Annotated in this window: 24 protein-coding genes; 9 read left to right on the forward strand and 15 right to left on the reverse strand. The window is 39.6% G+C overall.

What is annotated here, in order from left to right:
• Positions 1–13: 13 nt before the first annotated feature.
• Positions 14–265 (reverse strand): helix-turn-helix transcriptional regulator, encoded by a 252-nt coding sequence (locus tag FWJ32_RS01465; RefSeq protein ID WP_149544193.1) that lies wholly within the window; start codon positions 263–265, stop codon positions 14–16.
• A gap of 134 nt (positions 266–399) precedes the next feature.
• Between FWJ32_RS01465 and FWJ32_RS01470 the strand changes: the two genes are divergently transcribed.
• The 5 genes from FWJ32_RS01470 (at position 400) to FWJ32_RS01485 (ending at position 3,865) form a co-directional block, all read left to right on the forward strand.
• A complete protein-coding gene (locus FWJ32_RS01470) occupies positions 400–789 on the forward strand; it encodes a helix-turn-helix domain-containing protein (protein ID WP_149544194.1) in 390 nt (129 codons plus the stop codon).
• A 51-nt stretch (positions 790–840) separates the two neighbouring features.
• Complete coding sequence (locus tag FWJ32_RS01475; protein WP_149544195.1) at positions 841–1,416, forward strand: hypothetical protein; 576 nt, start codon at positions 841–843, stop codon at positions 1,414–1,416.
• Positions 1,406–1,753, forward strand: coding sequence for a hypothetical protein (locus tag FWJ32_RS01480; RefSeq protein ID WP_149544196.1), 348 nt, complete (start codon positions 1,406–1,408; stop codon positions 1,751–1,753). Before FWJ32_RS01475 ends, FWJ32_RS01480 begins: the two co-directional genes overlap by 11 nt.
• 84 nt (positions 1,754–1,837) lie before the next feature.
• Entirely contained in the window at positions 1,838–1,984 is a 147-nt protein-coding gene (locus tag FWJ32_RS13260) for a hypothetical protein (protein ID WP_162523463.1), read from the forward strand.
• 144 nt (positions 1,985–2,128) lie between these two features.
• Positions 2,129–3,865 carry a recombinase family protein gene (locus FWJ32_RS01485; protein ID WP_149544197.1) on the forward strand — a complete coding sequence of 579 codons (1,737 nt, stop codon included), beginning with the start codon at positions 2,129–2,131 and terminating at the stop codon, positions 3,863–3,865.
• A 65-nt stretch (positions 3,866–3,930) separates the two neighbouring features.
• Here the strand turns inward: FWJ32_RS01485 and queA are convergent, their stop codons facing one another.
• From queA to FWJ32_RS01515, 6 genes are all read right to left on the reverse strand, one after another.
• Positions 3,931–4,956 (reverse strand): tRNA preQ1(34) S-adenosylmethionine ribosyltransferase-isomerase QueA, encoded by a 1,026-nt coding sequence (gene queA / locus FWJ32_RS01490; protein WP_149544198.1) that lies wholly within the window; start codon positions 4,954–4,956, stop codon positions 3,931–3,933.
• Positions 4,957–4,967: 11 nt separating this feature from the next.
• Complete coding sequence (locus FWJ32_RS01495) at positions 4,968–6,578, reverse strand: SpoIID/LytB domain-containing protein (protein ID WP_149544199.1); 1,611 nt, start codon at positions 6,576–6,578, stop codon at positions 4,968–4,970.
• A 229-nt stretch (positions 6,579–6,807) separates the two neighbouring features.
• Positions 6,808–7,809: a Holliday junction branch migration DNA helicase RuvB gene (gene ruvB / locus FWJ32_RS01500; RefSeq protein WP_149544200.1), complete on the reverse strand. Its 1,002-nt coding sequence runs from the start codon at positions 7,807–7,809 to the stop codon at positions 6,808–6,810.
• A gap of 6 nt (positions 7,810–7,815) precedes the next feature.
• Positions 7,816–8,388 carry a Holliday junction branch migration protein RuvA gene (gene ruvA / locus FWJ32_RS01505; protein ID WP_149544201.1) on the reverse strand — a complete coding sequence of 191 codons (573 nt, stop codon included), beginning with the start codon at positions 8,386–8,388 and terminating at the stop codon, positions 7,816–7,818.
• A gap of 3 nt (positions 8,389–8,391) precedes the next feature.
• A complete protein-coding gene (gene ruvC / locus FWJ32_RS01510) occupies positions 8,392–8,883 on the reverse strand; it encodes a crossover junction endodeoxyribonuclease RuvC (protein ID WP_149544267.1) in 492 nt (163 codons plus the stop codon).
• A gap of 138 nt (positions 8,884–9,021) precedes the next feature.
• Positions 9,022–9,591, reverse strand: coding sequence for a BofC C-terminal domain-containing protein (locus FWJ32_RS01515; RefSeq protein WP_162523464.1), 570 nt, complete (start codon positions 9,589–9,591; stop codon positions 9,022–9,024).
• Between the two features lie 111 nt (positions 9,592–9,702).
• Between FWJ32_RS01515 and FWJ32_RS01520 the strand changes: the two genes are divergently transcribed.
• Positions 9,703–10,155 carry a chemotaxis protein CheW gene (locus FWJ32_RS01520; protein ID WP_149544203.1) on the forward strand — a complete coding sequence of 151 codons (453 nt, stop codon included), beginning with the start codon at positions 9,703–9,705 and terminating at the stop codon, positions 10,153–10,155.
• Positions 10,156–10,158: 3 nt separating this feature from the next.
• On the opposite strand, the gene FWJ32_RS01525 is transcribed toward FWJ32_RS01520, so the two are convergent.
• From FWJ32_RS01525 to cysK, 3 genes are all read right to left on the reverse strand, one after another.
• Entirely contained in the window at positions 10,159–10,914 is a 756-nt protein-coding gene (locus FWJ32_RS01525; protein ID WP_149544204.1) for a YebC/PmpR family DNA-binding transcriptional regulator, read from the reverse strand.
• Positions 10,915–11,264: 350 nt separating this feature from the next.
• The gene (locus tag FWJ32_RS01530; protein ID WP_149544205.1) at positions 11,265–11,369 is read right to left on the reverse strand and encodes a hypothetical protein; all 105 of its coding nucleotides are present in this window, start codon (positions 11,367–11,369) and stop codon (positions 11,265–11,267) included.
• A 2-nt stretch (positions 11,370–11,371) separates the two neighbouring features.
• On the reverse strand, positions 11,372–12,298 hold the full coding sequence (gene cysK, locus FWJ32_RS01535) for a cysteine synthase A (RefSeq protein ID WP_149544206.1): 927 nt from the start codon (positions 12,296–12,298) through the stop codon (positions 11,372–11,374).
• An 89-nt stretch (positions 12,299–12,387) separates the two neighbouring features.
• On the opposite strand from cysK, the gene FWJ32_RS01540 reads away from it, so the two are divergent.
• Both FWJ32_RS01540 and FWJ32_RS01545 read left to right on the forward strand, forming a co-directional pair.
• The gene (locus tag FWJ32_RS01540; protein WP_149544207.1) at positions 12,388–12,750 is read left to right on the forward strand and encodes a sulfite exporter TauE/SafE family protein; all 363 of its coding nucleotides are present in this window, start codon (positions 12,388–12,390) and stop codon (positions 12,748–12,750) included.
• Positions 12,747–13,103 carry a sulfite exporter TauE/SafE family protein gene (locus tag FWJ32_RS01545; protein ID WP_149544208.1) on the forward strand — a complete coding sequence of 119 codons (357 nt, stop codon included), beginning with the start codon at positions 12,747–12,749 and terminating at the stop codon, positions 13,101–13,103. The genes FWJ32_RS01540 and FWJ32_RS01545 overlap by 4 nt, the downstream gene beginning before the upstream one ends.
• A gap of 203 nt (positions 13,104–13,306) precedes the next feature.
• Here the strand turns inward: FWJ32_RS01545 and FWJ32_RS01550 are convergent, their stop codons facing one another.
• The 3 genes from FWJ32_RS01550 to FWJ32_RS01560 all read right to left on the reverse strand — a co-directional run bounded on the left by FWJ32_RS01550 (position 13,307) and on the right by FWJ32_RS01560 (position 16,065).
• Positions 13,307–13,948, reverse strand: coding sequence for an IMPACT family protein (locus FWJ32_RS01550; RefSeq protein ID WP_149544209.1), 642 nt, complete (start codon positions 13,946–13,948; stop codon positions 13,307–13,309).
• A gap of 63 nt (positions 13,949–14,011) precedes the next feature.
• Positions 14,012–14,440, reverse strand: coding sequence for an NUDIX domain-containing protein (locus FWJ32_RS01555; protein ID WP_149544210.1), 429 nt, complete (start codon positions 14,438–14,440; stop codon positions 14,012–14,014).
• A gap of 137 nt (positions 14,441–14,577) precedes the next feature.
• A complete protein-coding gene (locus FWJ32_RS01560) occupies positions 14,578–16,065 on the reverse strand; it encodes an aminotransferase class I/II-fold pyridoxal phosphate-dependent enzyme (RefSeq protein WP_149544268.1) in 1,488 nt (495 codons plus the stop codon).
• A 173-nt stretch (positions 16,066–16,238) separates the two neighbouring features.
• Here FWJ32_RS01560 and FWJ32_RS01565 point away from each other — a divergent pair, with 173 nt between their 5' ends.
• Positions 16,239–16,715: a DUF3189 family protein gene (locus FWJ32_RS01565; RefSeq protein ID WP_149544211.1), complete on the forward strand. Its 477-nt coding sequence runs from the start codon at positions 16,239–16,241 to the stop codon at positions 16,713–16,715.
• A 32-nt stretch (positions 16,716–16,747) separates the two neighbouring features.
• On the opposite strand, the gene FWJ32_RS01570 is transcribed toward FWJ32_RS01565, so the two are convergent.
• Complete coding sequence (locus tag FWJ32_RS01570; RefSeq protein WP_149544212.1) at positions 16,748–16,936, reverse strand: hypothetical protein; 189 nt, start codon at positions 16,934–16,936, stop codon at positions 16,748–16,750.
• 53 nt (positions 16,937–16,989) lie between these two features.
• Positions 16,990–18,027: a glycosyltransferase gene (locus FWJ32_RS01575; protein WP_149544213.1), complete on the reverse strand. Its 1,038-nt coding sequence runs from the start codon at positions 18,025–18,027 to the stop codon at positions 16,990–16,992.
• Between the last annotated feature and the right edge of the window lie 51 nt (positions 18,028–18,078).

The raw sequence follows: 18,078 nt of genomic DNA on the forward strand, positions 1-18,078 counted from the left end.
TTCTGCGATACAATTAAGGCAGTTGAGGAGAGGCTTCGTCCTCCGACTTACGAAACGGTAAGTTGTTGTCAAAAAAAATATCGTTTGTTTGCTCCATCGTAAGTCCCAACTTGGCAGATACTATCGTAATTTCTTCCGGTGTAAACTTTACTTCGCCTCGCTCCTTTTTCGAGTACGATACAAGGGATTTGCCTATAGCATCTGCCATGTCCTGCTGGCTAAGCCTTTTCCTCATGCGCGCAAGCTTTAGCTCCAAAGCCTTCATGCTCTCACCTCCTGTGTTTCTTTATTATCATTCTAACTTACGATATGGTAAGTGTCAATATATAAATTATAATTTTAGTAAGAAAAGTTTACAGAGTCGTAATGTTGCAATAATATGGTAAGAGGGGTGATATATTGATAAATTTCAGCGAAAACTTGAGCCGGATTATGGAGGCTCGAGGTATAAATCAGAAGTGGCTTGCTGATGCAGCTAACACCACTGAAGCCACTATCTCACGGTATGTAAATGGAGTCCATAAGCCCAATATAGACATCGTGGTAGATATAGCGAAGGCTCTTGGCGTTTCTGTTGATTACCTCCTTGGCTTAACCTCAGTCTCCGCTTATAAAGAAGAGCGTAATCCAGAACTGCGTCTTCTCACTTCATGCTATAGCAAAGCGTCCGAAAGGGACCGCAAGCTTATTTGGGGCATATTGGAAGATTACATGACTGCTGAGGAAAGGGGCTTCATTTCACACTTTCTGCCAGACGAGAAGAAAAGCAAAAACAGCGGAGCAGTATAATGCGAGAAGGTAATATCATACACGTTGATTTCGGTGTAAAGGGGGTGGACCATGATAATGCTAACAGGTAATGAACATTTTACATATGACGGTATGCCAATAGGCGTGCTTTTAAATGATTTTTGGTCTTGGAGCTCATCTGATTTGCTTAATAATACTCTTCGTGGGGCACTTGCAGAATTTATTATCGGCTCCGCTCTTGGTATTGATTTTTCAACTTGCAGGCGTGACTGGGAATCTTTCGATTTGCTATCTCCATCCGGCTACAGGATTGAGGTAAAATCGTCAGCATACCTTCAATCTTGGGAGCAAAGTAAGTTATCCAGGATTCAATTTAGTATACGTCCTTCACGTTCATGGACTTCTGACAGCGGGTATAGTGATACTATAGTTCGTCAATCCGACATTTACGTCTTCTGTCTCTTTGCATGTAAGGAGAAATCTTCATCTAATCCTCTTGACTTAACACAATGGGAGTTTTATATTCTTCCTACAAAAGTACTTGATGATGCTTGCGGTGACCAGGTTTCTATTACTTTGTCATCCCTCATTAAACTTAACCCGATAAAATCAAATTATGGGGAGCTGGCAAATAAAATCGAGGAGGTATACAAAAATGGGAGCTAAAAACATGGTGGTATCCGGCGACTACAAGGGCAAAGCTGTTTCCCAGGTAAGAGGAACAGCATTCATAACGACCGGCCTTTTTAAGTCTATCAATATCGATAAAAACACAGTGGAATCGTATGAGGTTTTGGACGAGGAACATCAAAAGAGCGCAACAAGCGCAGTTGGCAGGGCTGCTGTTGGAGGACTTCTTCTTGGACCTGTCGGACTTCTTGCAGGATTGAGTGCTAAAACAAAAGGAGCGTATTACATAGCACTTCAATTCAAAGATGGAAAGAGAAGCTTGATTGAGGCAGACGATAAAGTCTACAAAGCAATCATGCAGCAATTGTTTTGAGGGAACAAAAATCGCCCTGCCATAAGGTAGGGCTTTCTCTTTGCTTTCTTTAGTTGTCCCATGGATTGTCCGGTGGACTGTCCTATGGACGCTATATATTTATATAAATATATATTATATGGTAATGGTACTGGTGATGGTGATGGTTACATAGGATTGTCACACGGACTGTCCTATGGACTGTCCAGCGGACGAAAGCTGAAAGTGTTGATTTATCAATATGTTTCATAAAAGCATAAATTTTCATCTTTGCCATTTTTAACGTGTAATGATGAAAAATTCTGTGACAGTCTTCGGATTATTATATGGACGTTCACATGGACAGTCCAATGGATTGTCCTATGGACTGTCCTATGGACACAGGAGGTTGAGCAAGTGAAAAGAAAATTATCAGATACTTTAAATAAACAAAAAGCAGCGTTATATATAAGAGTTTCAACGCACTGGCAAATTGACAAGGATAGCCTTCCTCTTCAACGTGAGGATTTAACTAACTATACTAAATATGCTCTTGGCATCGATTCTTACGAGATATTCGAGGATGCAGGTTATTCTGCTAAAAATACGGACCGACCGGCATATCAACAAATGATGGCAAGAATGCGTACCGGCGAATTTACGCACCTGGTTGTCTGGAAAATTGACCGCATAAGCCGTAATCTTCTTGACTTCGCAGCCATGTATGATGAAATCAAAAAACTTGGCGTTACATTCGTCAGTAAAAACGAACAATTCGATACCTCATCTGCTATGGGCGAGGCTATGCTCAAGATAATCCTGGTCTTTGCAGAGCTTGAGAGAAACATGACATCAGAGCGTGTTTCTGCTGTTATGTTATCAAGGGCTGGAAATGGTCTTTGGAACGGAGGTAAGATACCATACGGATACGATTATAACGAGGAGACCGGCGTATTTTCAATTAATAAAAATGAAGCAGAGATTGTCAGATTCATGTATAACTACTATGAACAGGAACGTTCGTTGCTTAAGGTAGCAAAAAATCTAAACGAGAGAGGCATACCTACCAGGAAAGGAAACACATGGAGCCCAGTAACCGTATCTATTATACTGAAAAGCCCGTTCTACATAGGTACGATGAGATATAACTACCTTAGAGAGTCAAAGCGAAACAATATAAAACCTGAAAGCGAGTGGATACTAATTGAGGACCATCACCCAGCTATCATTGAAAAGGAGCAATGGATTCGAGTGAGCGAATATTTATCAGAAAACCAGCGGAACCGGAAAAATTCAAGCAAGACATATTCCAGGAAGAATATCCATATATTTGCCGGACTGCTTAAATGCGGATATTGCGGCAGCGGAATGCCCAGCACTGTTGACCGTGCGAGGTCCGATGGGTGGAGACCGTCTATATATTCATGCTCAAGAAAACGTCGGTTCAATGACTGCCCAAACAAATACATTTCCGATATTACCCTTGGCCCATTTGTATTGAACTATATTGCTAACATGATGAAGGCCCAGCGCAGCTTCGGCAAAACTACTTCCATTGAAGTGCTGGAGAAAAAGCTGCTGCGTGGTGATACCTTTTCAGATGTGGAACATATCGACAGGCCAGGCTTGGAGGAGCTATACAATTCTCTCCGAGCAGGCAAAACTACAAGCGTGGACTATGTTACTCCCGCCGTATCATCTGACATATATTCATCTGGCGAAGACAGAGAAAGGGACCTGCTTGTATCGGAAAAACGCAAAAAAGAACGTGCTCTTGCAAGACTAAAAAGCTTATACCTTTACGATGAAGAAGCAATATCGGAGAAGGACTACTTGGTGGAACAGAAGAAACTCAAAGACTCTATCAAAGAGATTGATAAACGTCTTGAGGAAATCGAAAAAAACAGCTCTCTGCACTTTACACTTTCCGATGAAGAGTTCATAGCAAAGGCAAGCTACTTCATTATGTCACAGCAATTGACTGATAAAAGGCATATCGATTACGAGAAGTTTATACGTAAAATTGACCCTAAAATAGTCAAGGATTTTCTTAATTCTATCGTTCAAAACTTTTGTATAAAAAACGGCAAAATCGTATCAATTCGCTTCAAAAATGGTCTGGAACACAGATTTTTATACAAATCAGAAGAATAGCAGAAAGCCCATATACCGCTTGGTATAAGGGCTTTCGGGCTTCTGCATCCTCTGAAAAAAATCTGTTAAACTATGAGCATTGCATCTCCAAAGCTGAAAAACCTGTAACGGTTTTCCACAGCGATCCTGTAAGCATTTAAGATGTTTTCTCTCCCAGCCAAAGCACTTACCAGCATAATAAGGGTAGATTCGGGAAGATGAAAGTTTGTTATTAAAGCATCAATAACCTTAAACTTATACCCTGGATAGATAAATATGTCTGTCCATCCACTCTGTGGTATAACATTACCATCCTCATCGCAAGATGCTTCTAAAGTTCTTGTAGATGTAGTCCCCACAGATACTATTTTCTTTCCCCTTCTCTTTGCTTGATTAACAGTATCTGCAGCTTCCTTATTGACAATAAAGAACTCCGAATGCATCTCATGTTCTTCCACATTCTCCACCTTGACAGGTCTGAATGTCCCAAGCCCCACATGAAGAGTAATATATACCAAATTTACCCCTTTGGCTTCTATATCTTTTAGCAGTTCGTTAGTAAAATGAAGCCCTGCTGTAGGAGCAGCTGCAGATCCTTCGTGCTTTGAATATACCGTCTGATACATCTCATTGTCGTCAAGCTGTTTTTTAATGTAGGGTGGAAGAGGCATCCTGCCAAGTTTATCTAATACTTCCTCAAACAGTCCATCATAATAAAACCTGACTATGCGTGTACCATCCTTTGTTACATCCAGTACCTTGGCCGTAAGTTCTCCTTCTCCAAACACAAACCTTGAACCAATCTTAGCTCTTCGGCCTGGCTTCACCAGTACCTCCCACACGTTATCACCTTTATTAGTTAATAGAACAAACTCCATCTTGCCCATCGTATCAGCTTTTCTTCCCAGGAGTCTTGCAGGTATTACCCTGGTATCATTTAAAACAAGGCAATCTCCAGACTCAAGGTACTCTATGACATCCTTAAAAATCTTATGCTCTATCTCACCTGTATCCTTGTGAAGCACCATCAGCTTAGCCAAATCCCGTTCAACCAATGGTCTTTGAGCTATAAGTTCCTCAGGAAGTTCAAAATAGAAATCATGAACGTTCAAGTGACCATCTCCTATATGTCTTTGTCTCTTATGGTATCATAAACACTAATATCATTATAATAGAATTTCAGTATGTCCACAAACCCATACCCATTATCTGCCATGCCACGAGCTCCATACTGGCTCATTCCAACACCATGGCCGTATCCACTACCATTGAGTGTAAACACGGATGGGAAAAAAGGTATCTCCTTTATTATATTGTAGCCCATAGTGTATAAATTACCACCTGCATACACATTTATACCGCTGTTCCCGCCTACTAATGAGATATCTCCAGGCATTTTCCTTTCAACCAACCCTGACGAATTCATTACGTATATATCAGAGTCTGATTCAATATCAAACAGTGTACTCTTCAAACCCAATGTATTTCTTATTTCATTCTTTTCCATCTTGGCACTACCCTTCGTACCTTTGATGTCCATTTCCAGCACCCTTCCCGTATAGGACCTGGTCACATCAATACTGCTGATCTTGCCGATATCACCCTTGGTTGGCATAACCTTCTTAAGGATGTCGTCTGCACTATATGTTACACTCCAGTTGTCATAAGATGGAGCATATCCAATGGAGTAAGGATCCTTTTTCCCAGTAAACACCGGCGATGTCAAAGAATATATATCAGAAATATCTGCAGTATAACCACCACTGTGTGCATGGAAGAACGCCTCTATAGGTTTGCCCTGATACTCCAATATTATGCCCCTTGTTGCATCTACTGCCTTGTTTGTAGCTTGAGACTCTGATGATTTTCCTTTATAAACCTGGCTGTCAGTGGAGCAACCAACATCGAAACCGATGGATTTGAATTTATTGCTGTATAGAATGTTGTATACAGCATATGTTCTGGCTGCAACAGCCTGTGCCTTTAACGCTTCTTCTGGCCATGTTGCTGGCATCTCATTGGGCAGTACTCCGTAGAGATACTCTTCAAGGGGGAGTATATTGACCACTGTAATGCCACCCGGATCATTTCTTAGAAAAGAAATATCTCCTCTGTATGGCTTTCCCATTTCATATATGCAACCGCCAACAGGCTTAAAATATAATTCGCTACCAGCTGTATTAACAAATGCCATTAATGTATTACCATCTTTTTTCACAAGTATTGTATCCTCTATACCATCAACTAAGGTACCTGAAACCCCTTGTAAATTAATATGTGTTGGGTCTATAAAGCTTCCAACCCACACCTCATATCCACTGTTGTATGCCAGAAATGCATCCATTCCCTCCGATTTCAGCTCAGAGATCACTGCCATTGCCTCATCAAGATTATTATAATCGCCAACCTTTAAGTGGTAAGGGCCTGCATCAGCACCCTGCATAGTATCCTGTAGAGTATATACTCCATTTGAAAATGTGTAATATCCATCCTTTATAACCTTTATTGTCCCGCTATCTTTGATCGTCATCATTTTATCATATGCATTATCCTTATGTACAAGTATATCTATACCACCATCTGAAGATATGTCCACAACACTCATTGCCGTAGAATTATAACAGAGACCCACCCTTACAGTCTCCGGTATGCTATAACCAGCAAGCACATGAGAAAAATTGACAAATGATATTACTATGACTGCCATAAAAATCAATATCCTCGGCCGTTTCAATGTAACCACTCCTAATTATAGTATGAAATTGTATTCAGTACTGCTTAAAACCTTATTTAATCCCAACCCTAACATATCTTTTATGAATATTGAATTTCGCCCATGAGGAATACAACAATAAGTTTACATCTTGTAAAATAAAAACACTAATGATAGGACATTATGGCTGCCACATGCACAAAGAGTTTATCTATATGCATATGTTTACTACACCGTAAATCTGTCATAGTCAATCTTTATCCACTGGTATGTTAAAGTACTGGAAAGCACGTTTTGTTGCAACACGTCCCCTTGGTGTCCTCTTTATAAAACCAATCTGTAAAAGGTATGGCTCATACACATCCTGTATGGTATCTGCCTCTTCACTTATAGAAGCTGCTATAGTCTCGAGCCCTACAGGCCCCCCACCAAACTTTTCTATTATGCAAAGTAAAAACCTCCTGTCAATATCATCCAAACCAGTTTCATCTACATCCAAAAGTACCAGTGCTTCTTTAGCTGTCTTAAGGTCTATCTTGCCCATAGACTTTACCTGGGCATAGTCCCTCACACGTTTTAAAAGTCGGTTTGCCACCCTCGGGGTACCACGCGACCTTTTGGCTATTTCCATGGCACCATCCTCATCAATCTCAACGTTTAATATCTTAGCAGACCGTTTAATTATATCCATTAGCTCCCCAATATCATAAAAATCTAGTCTGTCTATAACTCCAAAACGGTCTCTCAAAGGTGAGGACAGCAACCCCACCCTTGTTGTAGCACCTATTAACGTAAATTTTGGCAGGCTCAACCTGATGGAACGAGCGCTCGGCCCTTTGCCAACTATAATATCCAAAGCGAAATCTTCCATAGCAGAATATAGGATCTCCTCTACACTCCTGTTGAGCCTGTGAATCTCGTCTATAAATAACACATCCTTCTCATTGAGATTCGTAAGAATGGCAGCTAAATCACCACTCTTCTCCAGTGCCGGACCTGAAGTAATCCGTAAACTCACACCCATCTCATTGGCTATTATACCAGCCAGTGTAGTCTTTCCAAGGCCCGGGGGACCATAAAGCAAAACATGGTCCAGTGGCTCATGCCTGGCCATGGCGGCTGCAATAAAAATGGATAGTTTATCCTTTATCTTCTTCTGCCCTATGTATTCATCAAGTCTTTGAGGCCTTAATGATGGCTCAATATCTTTATCATCCTCTACATACCGCGATGTAATGATCCTTTCTTCCACCTCTCATCACCGTCCCAATATCTTTAATGCCCCCACAAGTATTTCTTCAGTGTTAAAACCTGATACTCTATTTACAGCACTCACAGCCTCAATTCTTGTATACCCCAAGGCTATAAGCGCTTCAACAGCTTCCCCTTTTACATCCCTTTTGATAGCAATACCAGAGGTTGGCCTATTACTAGCCTTTTCCTCTAATTCTGTTATTATCCTGGTTGCTGTCTTTTTACCAATCCCTGGAATGCTCTCTAAAGCAGTACTGTTCTTGCTTGATATAAGCATATAAATCTCATCAGGGTTATATTTAGAAAGAATGTTAATTGCCATTCTCGGTCCCACACCATTGACCGACGTTAGATCAATAAAGGCCTGTCTTTCATCTTTATCGGCAAACCCATAAAGTATAATATCATTTTCGCGTATTTCAGTATAAGTATATAAGAACACCTCTCTGTCTAATTCAGGAAGCCGGCTTACTGTATTCTCACTGACCTTGATAGCCATTCCAAAGCCGCCAATCTCTATTATTGCTGTATTATTGTCTTCAATCCCTCTTAAAGTACCTTTAATATATTCCAGCATATATCATAACACCCCCCGCTCCCGGGCATTCAAACTGTGGCAATGACATATGGATACTGCCAGTGCATCTGCTATATCATCAGGCTTGGGCATTTGCTTTAAATTCAAGAGCGCTCTAACCATAAACTGTACCTGTTTCTTATCTGCGTTTCCATATCCGACAACCGCCTGTTTTACCTGTAATGGAGTATATTCAAAAACCTCAAGACCATTATTGGCACAAGCTGTTATGGCTGCTCCCCTTGCCTCACTCACAGTAATTATAGTCTTTTTATTTTTAAAATAAAACAATTCCTCAACAGCGGCACAATCTGGCTTTGCTGTCTTAATTAACATGTCCACACCTTTATATATATACTTTAATCTATCATAAGTCTGCATATCTGAGGAGGTTGTTATGGCCCCATAATCTATAATTTTAAAGTTTTTTTTATCATATTCCAGAATACCATAACCCATAATTGCAATACCTGGATCTATGCCCAAAACAATCATATCATCAGCTCCATTTTTCATTTTACCATATATCATTACACACTTAAACATATAATTAATCATTAAAAAAGAAGCCCCGTAAGAAGCCTCTTTCAATATTAAATCCATATATAATATTTGTTAAAGCAAACATATAAATCAGCTGCTTATTTCTGCCAATATCTGATATACCCTTTCTTCAGAGTCAACTACAATGCCTTCCCTTATATTTTCTTGATATTCCCTTCTCAATGAAATCAGCTGAATGTCAGTAAACTGGACAGGTGTCATTCCTCTATCCGGGTCATTTTTGTACACAACCACATAACCATCTTTTTCCCCTATTATATAGTGCCTTGGGCAATACCCGTCTTCCTCTCTGTATAAATGCACCTCAGTCGGTGAAAACGACTTTATTACCCAGCCCTTATATGCTTTTGCAAATTCCTCTTCCGTAAGACCTACATATTCAGTACTGACATCATCTTCATCAGTATATATCTCATTACATGACCTGTACAACCTTTCATATATTATTTTTGCTCCGGGTTCAATCACTTCCTTTAACAAGGGCGCTGTCTCAACAGCCTGGTTCCTTTCAGTCGTTGGCCTGTGTTTTACCTGTCTACTAACATCATAGCTTAAAAAGTAACTGACGGAAAACCCTGTAATAAGGAGAAGAGGCAGTATAATATAAAGCGCACTCCTGTTTCTCCTACGTGTAAACATAACCAACACCTCCTTCTCCCGTATTATTTCCATAAATATGCATAATATACAATTTATTTGATTTTATGTATCTTCAAATATATAATTATGCTTAGAAGGGAGAGAGAAAAAATGTCAGAAAGACAGGTTGTGGTCTTTAAGTTACAAGGTGAAGAATATTGTATAGACATCATGAAAGTGATGGAAATTATCAGAATGCAAGAAATAGTAAAATTGCCAGACACACCTGACTTTGTTGAAGGTGTGGTAAACCTACGTGGGAAAATAATCCCAGTCATTGACCTTAAAAAACGGTTTCATTTAGAAGGAAAGGAAATAAGCGAGGAAACGCGTATTATTATTACCGATACAGATGGCAAAACTGTTGGCTTTATAGTAGACAATGTGACTGAGGTCTTGAGATTGAATGAAGATGATATAGAACCTATAAATACTGATGTTGTAGGTATAGATAAGGACTACATAGCGGGAATAGGAAAACTGGAAAACAGACTTTTGATACTGCTTGACCTCAATAAAGTTCTGACAAAAGAAGAAAAATCAATTTTGAAAGAAGAGGAGTAGGACTTATCCTTGCTCCTCCTCTTCTTCTAAAAGCTCATCCGGTATTTCAAGATTATGATAGACGTTTTGCACGTCATCGTGCTCTTCTAGTCTATCAATCAATGCCAATATCTTCTTCGAAGTGTCAATGTCTGCCTGTACAGTGTTCTGTGGAATCATTCTGACTTCAGCATCTATCAAACTGTAGCCTTCCTCTTTAAGTTTACTCTTTACATTGCTGAAATTTTCCGGGCTTGTATATATTTCATAATCATCATCGCTATTTACGATATCATCGGCACCAGCGTCTAAAGCTAACATCATAAGTTCGTCTTCATTTACACCTTTGCCGTCTACAATAATAAGCCCTTTTTTGTCAAACATCCACGCTACACACCCTGTAGCACCGAGACTTCCACCGCTCCTGTCAAATATATGTCTCATTTCCGCTGCTGTCCTGTTTCTGTTATCCGTCATAGCTTCTACAATTACGGCAACTCCACCCGGGCCATATCCTTCATACATTACCTCTTCCAGGGTATCCCCGTAAAGTTCTCCCGTACCTCTTTTAATTGCCCTCATGATATTATCATTGGGCATATTATTCTCTTTAGCCTTATCAATAGCATCTCGGAGTCTGGAATTGCTCTCCGGATCTCCACCTCCTTCTCTGGCCGCAATGATTATTTCCTTAGCCAATTTTGTAAATATCCTGCCTTTTTGAGCATCTGTCTTTTCCTTTTTGTGCTTTATATTAGCCCATTTTGAGTGACCTGACATGGTTAAAACCTCCTATATAAATTTCTATAAATTGCCTGTGTATATTTGATATAAGAAGTCAATGTATTACTGGCTCTTATATCAAAATAAAATCTTTCTGCTTCTGCTGCATTTTTATTTATGCAGTGAATAAAGCCATATTCTATTGTATCATAAAAATTGTTTCAGGAATACCTTTTTATATGAATACGTAAACTTGATTATACGGCAATTATCTTAATAAGGGATATAAAAACAAGGCAAGCATGGCATATGACATCAGGCAAATATATATTGATGCCATAGCCATGCCTCTGTGAACTTTTTTACTGTTAATTTACGTCATCAAAAATCTTAGCTGTTCCACACTCTTACATGCCGCCGCTTAAACCTACAACTATACCGTCGGCTTCAACTTCTTTTACACAATCCCTCACCCAATTTACAATCTTCTCAGCAAGTACTTCTACACTCATTATTATATCTCCTCAAAATTAAATAGTTCAGTGCTTAAATACCTTTCACCTGTATCAGGTGCCACCACAATTACTCTTTTACCATGTCCCAACCTCTTTGCAATCTTCAAGGAAGCATAGATGGCAGCTCCGCTAGATATTCCAAGCAATATACCCTCTTTTATTCCTACCTGTCTTGCGGTCTCAAGAGCATCTTCGTCCCTTACTCTTATCACCTCATCTATGAGGGATTCGTCAAGTACTGCAGGGATAAATCCAGCGCCTATGCCCTGTATTTTGTGAGGAGAAGGAATGCCTCCTGATAGGACCGGTGAAGCATCTGGCTCTACTGCAAAAAGTTTTATAGATGGAATTTCTCTTTTGAGTACCTTTCCCACACCGGTGAGTGTACCACCTGTTCCAACTCCTGCTACAAAGGCATCTATATCTTTGCCCATATCCTTTAATATCTCTTGGGCTGTTGTCTTTTCATGTATCTCAGGATTAGCTGGATTTTCAAACTGCTGTGGCATAAAAAAATCTTCATTCTCATTAAGAAGTTCCTCGGCTTTTTTAATAGCCCCTTTCATACCCGCTGAACCTGGTGTAAGAACAAGCTCTGCACCATACGCTTTCAACAGTTTTCTTCTTTCAATGCTCATGGTCTCAGGCATTACAAGGATAACCCTATATCCTTTTGAAGCGCCTACCATGGCCAGGCCAATCCCCGTATTTCCGCTGGTGGGCTCCACAATTGTCATACCCGGCTTCAATATACCCTTTTTTTCCGCATCCTCTATCATGTTCAGAGCAATCCTATCCTTTACGCTTCCTCCTGGATTGAAATATTCCAGTTTTATATACACTTCGGCACTATCCTCATCTACTATGTTATTCAGTTTTACAATAGGTGTATTACCTATAAGCTCATATATTCGATTAGCTAACATATTTAAAACCCCCTATGGCAATAATATTTATTGCTATCATATTGAGTGTTGCATCATAAACACTCTTATCATAACTGAAAGGTTAAAAAATGCATACAATTGAATTTGTCAAACTCTCACTTATAGGTTTAATAACAGGAATACTTAATGGACTCTTTGGGTCTGGTGGAGGTACTATTGTAGTCCCAGCCCTGAACCTGATAATGAAAGCAGAGGTACACAAATGCCACGCTACAGCCATAGCAGTCATTCTGCCACTCACCGTGGTGAGCTCATTCATTTATATATTTAATGGCATAACCGACTGGCCACTCACCATAAAAGTTGGGCTTGGAAGTGTAGTAGGAGGTTGCATTGGTGCTTTACTGCTGAATAAAATAAAATCTACCCTGCTAAAAAAACTTTTTGGCATTTTTATGATAGCAGCTGCAGTCAGGATGTGGTTCAATTGATATTTTTCGCTATTGGCCTGGCCGCCGGTATAATAGGTGGTATGGGTATAGGAGGTGGTACCATAATGATACCCGCCCTTACTATATTCTTAAACGTTACCCAGCATACCTCGCAGAGTATAAACCTGATCACTTTCATCCCTATGGCTGTGGTAGCTCTTATTATACACATAAGGCAAAGAAATATAACTATAAAATACCTTTTGCCTTTAATAACGGGAGGCATCTTAGGCAGTGTCGCAGGCTCGTATCTGGCTATAAGCCTGTCCACGATAATATTAAAGAGGATATTTGCTATATTCTTATTAATAATGGGGATTTATGAGATTTTTAGTAAGACTCCAAAGCAGTAATCAATGTTCAAGGCATCTGACTATCTTGTAGATAACCTCTGCATCACACAGTCGTGATGCACCACCTTGAGGCCAAGACTCTCTCCCAGTGCAATCATCTCATCACTTTCTGCACCTGGTCGAAACCAGATAAATTCACATCTGCCCATGCATTTTTTGATAGGGCCTCATCAACCAGCTCTTCCATAGTAAAGTACCTCCAATCATATAATCAACTTTCCCTCTGATACGGGTAGATAAGTCTCCCCTTGGATGTCAATTATACATCTTCCTGATGTAATATCTACAGTATCAGAAAATACTGCATCCTCAGTGCCCTTTCGTAGATATAGCTTATACTCAATCCTGTCAGTATATATCTTATCAATGACATGCACTTTACCCATGAGATAGTTATCCAGCTTTCCAAGCACAGGATAGTCAAATGTCAAGCTGACCACATAAAATGGTGTATAAGTAACAATTTGTCCCTGGATTAAAGAATCCCGTGCAGCTCTTGAATAGGCTCTGGCCAGGCCTCCTCTTCCCAGCAGTATCCCACCAAAATAACGGGTCACCACAACTACCACATCAACAATTCCCATATTATTTATAACATCCAACACCGGAAGGCCTGCTGTGCCCGATGGCTCACCATCATCGCTATACCTCATAATGCCGTTTTTGAGTTTATACGCATATACATTATGAGTAGCATCCTTAAAAAAGTCTCTTATCTCCTCAATAAATCCAAATGCCTCATCCTCAACTGACACCCTTAAAGCATGACCAAGAAAATGAGACTTTTTCTCAATAAATTCACTCTCTCCTCTTTTTAGAATAGAGACATATGGTTCTAATTCCATTACATCACCTCTTGTTGCTATTATAGCATAAATAAAAGGGTGAGCAAAAACCCACCCCTATTCTTATATAGCTATCTTTTTCATTTCTTTGTATCTCTTATACGATAGATATACCAGCGATTTATCCTGACTATAAGTCACCATTTCAAGAGCATCTTCTATGGGATAAAAACCCCCATCCTGGAAGCCATCTTCTGTACTAACATTGTAATCTTCATCTTCAGTGGTCATGATATACCAAACAATCTCATTATAAACAGGGACCTTTCGTGTAATTGAATAAAACTCATAGCTGGTCTCACCCGCAGGAGAAATGATGTTTACATTTTTAAGTCCTGTTTCCTTTTTTACCCTCTCAATAGCAACATCGACATCCGTACGGTTATCCCTTATTACTCCCTTCGGGAGCACCCATTCATTTTTCTCATTCTTAAGGAGAAAGACGCTTTCGTCTTTAAATACAACCCCTCCTGCACAGCTACGCATTAACATTGATAAGCCCCCTCTTATTTATATTTATATATTTAATATTCTAAACCAATCTCAAAAATCCTTCTTTTATAATCATTATTTATAATTTGCAATTATTATAAAAATATACATAATTTAAAAAATCATACAGATACTCCTTATGCGGTTATGGTAAGGGCTTCGAGGTTTCTGACCACCTTTATATAGTTCACATCCTGGTCTTCTGGACCCTGGACATGGAGTGACGCATCTTTCATCTTCTCCACATACTCAACTATCTCCCTTGTTATCCTCTCTCCAGGATAAAGTACAGGAATACCCGGGGGGTAAGCATAAATAAACTCTGCACTTATCTGTCCAACACTGTCCTCAAGGCTCATCGCTATGGTTGCACTGTTATATGCCTCTCTCGGTGTCAACACCATCTCTGGTATTTCCGGTATATCCAGCACATTACTTATACCTATATATTTTAGATAATATTCATTGCTGATTTCCTTTAAAGCCTCTATGAGCTTATCAACTTTTTTGTAGTCATCACCTAATGTCATTACACAGAGGGTGTTATACATATCAGCAAGTTCCGGCTGTATAAAATACTTTTCCGCCAATATCGTCTCCAGCTCATATCCGGTTATACCCAGATTTCTAGCAGTAATTGTCACCTTGGTAGGGTCAAAGTCATAGACTCCTGGTTGACCTATTATATCCCGCCCAAAGCAATAAAAACCATCTATCTCATTTATCCTCTTTCTTGCATACTCAGCCACATCTATTGCATTATCCAACAACTCCTTGCCATGTAAGGCCATCTGCCTCCTGGCTACATCCAGCGATGCAAGAAGGATATAAGAAGGGCTGGTTGTCTGAAGCATACTCATCACATTCTTTGCCCTGTTAATGCTTATTCTGTCACCTTTTATGTGAAGCATAGATGCTTGAGTCATAGCACCAAGTATCTTATGTGTACTTTGAGCGACTATATCAGCACCTGCCTCAAGGGCAGATATAGGGAGCCTATCATTAAATCGCAGATGAGGACCATGAGCCTCATCCACCAGAAGCGGGATATCGTAGCTGTGCACAATTCTTGCAATTGATTTTATATCAGAAGCCACGCCATAGTAGGTAGGATTTATTATCAAAACAGCTTTGGCATCGGGATTTTCTTCCAGTGCCTCTTTAACCGCTTCAGGTGTTACACCCATCGCAACACCAATGTTCTTATCTATTGCAGGTTGTACATAGACAGGTATTGCACCGCTTAAGATTATACCAGCGGTCACAGACTTGTGGATATTACGTGGAACAATTATCTTGTCACCTTCACCAACTGCGCTCATTATCATTGCCTGTATAGCACCGGAAGTACCATGAATGCAGAATAAGGTTGCATCAGCCCCGTATGCATCGGCTGCCAGTTCCTGAGCCTCTTTAATGACACCTGTTGGTTTGTGCAGACTGTCCACCTGATCAAAAACAGTCACATCAATAGACAACACATTATAACCCACAAAATTCCTGAATTCTTCGTCCATCCCCTGTCCCCTTTTATGACCGGGTACATGATACGGAATGGTGTTATTATACGAATATTCCAATAAAGCGTCAAAAAGCGGGGTTTTTGCTTGATTTAGCCTGAACAACTTAACATAACACCCTCTTCCTTTAATATTTACAATTCTTCTCGTTGGTTCTCTTATTTCAACAAAGATTATATGACGGTCCAATCCAAAATGCAATAATTTTTTTGATAGGCAAACGTTTTTTAAGAATTTATTAGAAATATATTTCAAATAATAGACATGAGGTGAAAATTATGATTGTAGTTTACTATGACTATGGAGGGACTCACACCTCTGTAGTAGCGGCAGCAGTACACTTGGGCAGACTAAATCCGGAAAAGGTCCCTGAAGGTAAAGAATTAATAGATCTTCCTCTCTTTGATAGGATTACACAAAGCGATTTGGGACATATTATTTACAATGGGACAAGTATAGACGGAAATAACATTTATACCTTAGGCCTTAAAAAGGCTAAAAATCTGGTTATACCTGCTGTAGAGGATATGTATAAGGCTGTCTTTGGAAATACAGATGGGCTTTATTTGGTCGATGTGAGTTCTGCAACAAACTTTTATATGAAGCTTGGCGGTCTTTTATCGCGTGGAATGAGACTCCAGTTTTTGGGACTTCCTTTAGTTGTTTACGGTACAAGGAAGGCTTACCGCAATATAGTCCGACTGGTGTTCAATACTAAAAATGCAGTAAAGGATTATCCTGGAATACAAAAATAAAAGGTGGAATATTCCCTCCACCTTTTTATTATTTATGTCTGGTCCAATCCCTCTAATACCTTGTCATACATGTCAATCCTGCATTTATTTCGCTTATGATCCCAGTGAAAGCAGAGCTCACAGCTTTTTGCTCCCTCAAGAATAGAATCTTCAAAGCTGTTTTCCAGTGTAAAATCCGGGCATCTTTCTCCCACTGCCATGAATTCTTGCCTGCTACCCATTAAGTATCTTTCCCCTTTCATTTTTTATTTATATTATCCAAAAGTAAAATATTTTATAAACGAATTTTCCATCTGCTTTTGTTTTTTATATAAGAGTCTATGATATCAGCGGCCTGTTTTGCCCGGTTGGCCCACGAGTTTTTACGTGCAAACTCAATCCTTTTCTCAATATTAAAGTCCTTTTCTCTCAAAGCCCTGCCTATCATTTTTGAAAATGAGGCAGTATCTTCCGCAATATAGGCCAGGCCGCTTGAAATTATCTCAGGTAACGGGGTTGACACCACAGGTTTTCCCGCACTCATGTATTCAAAAAATTTAATTGGGTCGCTCCCTTCCGTCATTTCGGTTATTTTAAATGGTATCATACAGACGTCCATGTATTGAAGGTACTGGGGAAGCTGTATATATTCCTTTCTACCTAAGAAAAATGCGTTCTGCGCTTTAAAAGGTACAGAGAATTCGCTGTACTTTGGACCAATAAACACAAAGTTATAGGAAGGATTAGATACTACGGTATCTCTTATTATGTCCCAGTCGAGCCACGTGGACAATGCACCAATAAATCCAACTATCGGCTTTCCGGTAGGAATATCTTTGGGTGGGTGTGTATAAATGAATCTTGCCTTATTGAAATGCTCAAAATCAGCCCCATTTTTTAACATATGCAGGTTTTCATGAGGCCACATATAGTTATACAGTTTTCTCGACACTGTAAAGACAATGTTAGCTTTTCTCTTTATCTCAGCCATATCTTTTTCCCATACTGCAAATTCTTCGCTTGGGAAATCCACCGCATCAAATACTACCACATTCTCTCTAAATTTCTTACCCAAAAGCCTTACATGTGGTGGGTACGTTATCCACAGTACAATAGGCGGTGTAACCAAAGCATCATATTCTACTGGATATAGCTTGTCATTCACAATTATTAGATTATCATCCTCAACCGCTATTCTCTGACCGTCTTTTATATAGTTATTATTATTAAAAAAGATACATCGAATGCCAAGTCTTGAAAATTCTTTCATTAACTGCTGGGGTCTCTGGTAAAGCCACTTGTAATCAATTGTAGGAGGATATATTATGGTCATCTGCACCCCTCCTTTATTGCTGGCGCTTGCCTGAATTGTTCAATATTGTAA

Source organism: Calorimonas adulescens (assembly GCF_008274215.1).
GTDB lineage: Bacteria > Bacillota > Thermoanaerobacteria > Thermoanaerobacterales > UBA4877 > Calorimonas > Calorimonas adulescens.

Coding starts and splice junctions, on each gene's coding strand:
- FWJ32_RS01540 (WP_149544207.1), top strand. CDS start 12,388: ATGCATACAATTGAATTTGTCAAACTCTCACTTATAGGTTTAATAACA.
- FWJ32_RS01570 (WP_149544212.1), bottom strand. CDS start 16,936: ATGGGTAGCAGGCAAGAATTCATGGCAGTGGGAGAAAGATGCCCGGAT.
- FWJ32_RS01525 (WP_149544204.1), bottom strand. CDS start 10,914: ATGTCAGGTCACTCAAAATGGGCTAATATAAAGCACAAAAAGGAAAAG.
- FWJ32_RS01475 (WP_149544195.1), top strand. CDS start 841: ATGATAATGCTAACAGGTAATGAACATTTTACATATGACGGTATGCCA.
- ruvC (WP_149544267.1), bottom strand. CDS start 8,883: ATGATTGTTTTGGGCATAGATCCAGGTATTGCAATTATGGGTTATGGT.
- FWJ32_RS01465 (WP_149544193.1), bottom strand. CDS start 265: ATGAAGGCTTTGGAGCTAAAGCTTGCGCGCATGAGGAAAAGGCTTAGC.
- FWJ32_RS01520 (WP_149544203.1), top strand. CDS start 9,703: ATGTCAGAAAGACAGGTTGTGGTCTTTAAGTTACAAGGTGAAGAATAT.
- cysK (WP_149544206.1), bottom strand. CDS start 12,298: ATGTTAGCTAATCGAATATATGAGCTTATAGGTAATACACCTATTGTA.
- FWJ32_RS01480 (WP_149544196.1), top strand. CDS start 1,406: ATGGGAGCTAAAAACATGGTGGTATCCGGCGACTACAAGGGCAAAGCT.
- FWJ32_RS13260 (WP_162523463.1), top strand. CDS start 1,838: ATGGACGCTATATATTTATATAAATATATATTATATGGTAATGGTACT.
- FWJ32_RS01515 (WP_162523464.1), bottom strand. CDS start 9,591: ATGTTTACACGTAGGAGAAACAGGAGTGCGCTTTATATTATACTGCCT.
- FWJ32_RS01575 (WP_149544213.1), bottom strand. CDS start 18,027: ATGACCATAATATATCCTCCTACAATTGATTACAAGTGGCTTTACCAG.
- FWJ32_RS01555 (WP_149544210.1), bottom strand. CDS start 14,440: ATGTTAATGCGTAGCTGTGCAGGAGGGGTTGTATTTAAAGACGAAAGC.
- ruvA (WP_149544201.1), bottom strand. CDS start 8,388: ATGCTGGAATATATTAAAGGTACTTTAAGAGGGATTGAAGACAATAAT.
- FWJ32_RS01565 (WP_149544211.1), top strand. CDS start 16,239: ATGATTGTAGTTTACTATGACTATGGAGGGACTCACACCTCTGTAGTA.
- FWJ32_RS01550 (WP_149544209.1), bottom strand. CDS start 13,948: ATGGAATTAGAACCATATGTCTCTATTCTAAAAAGAGGAGAGAGTGAA.
- FWJ32_RS01530 (WP_149544205.1), bottom strand. CDS start 11,369: ATGAGTGTAGAAGTACTTGCTGAGAAGATTGTAAATTGGGTGAGGGAT.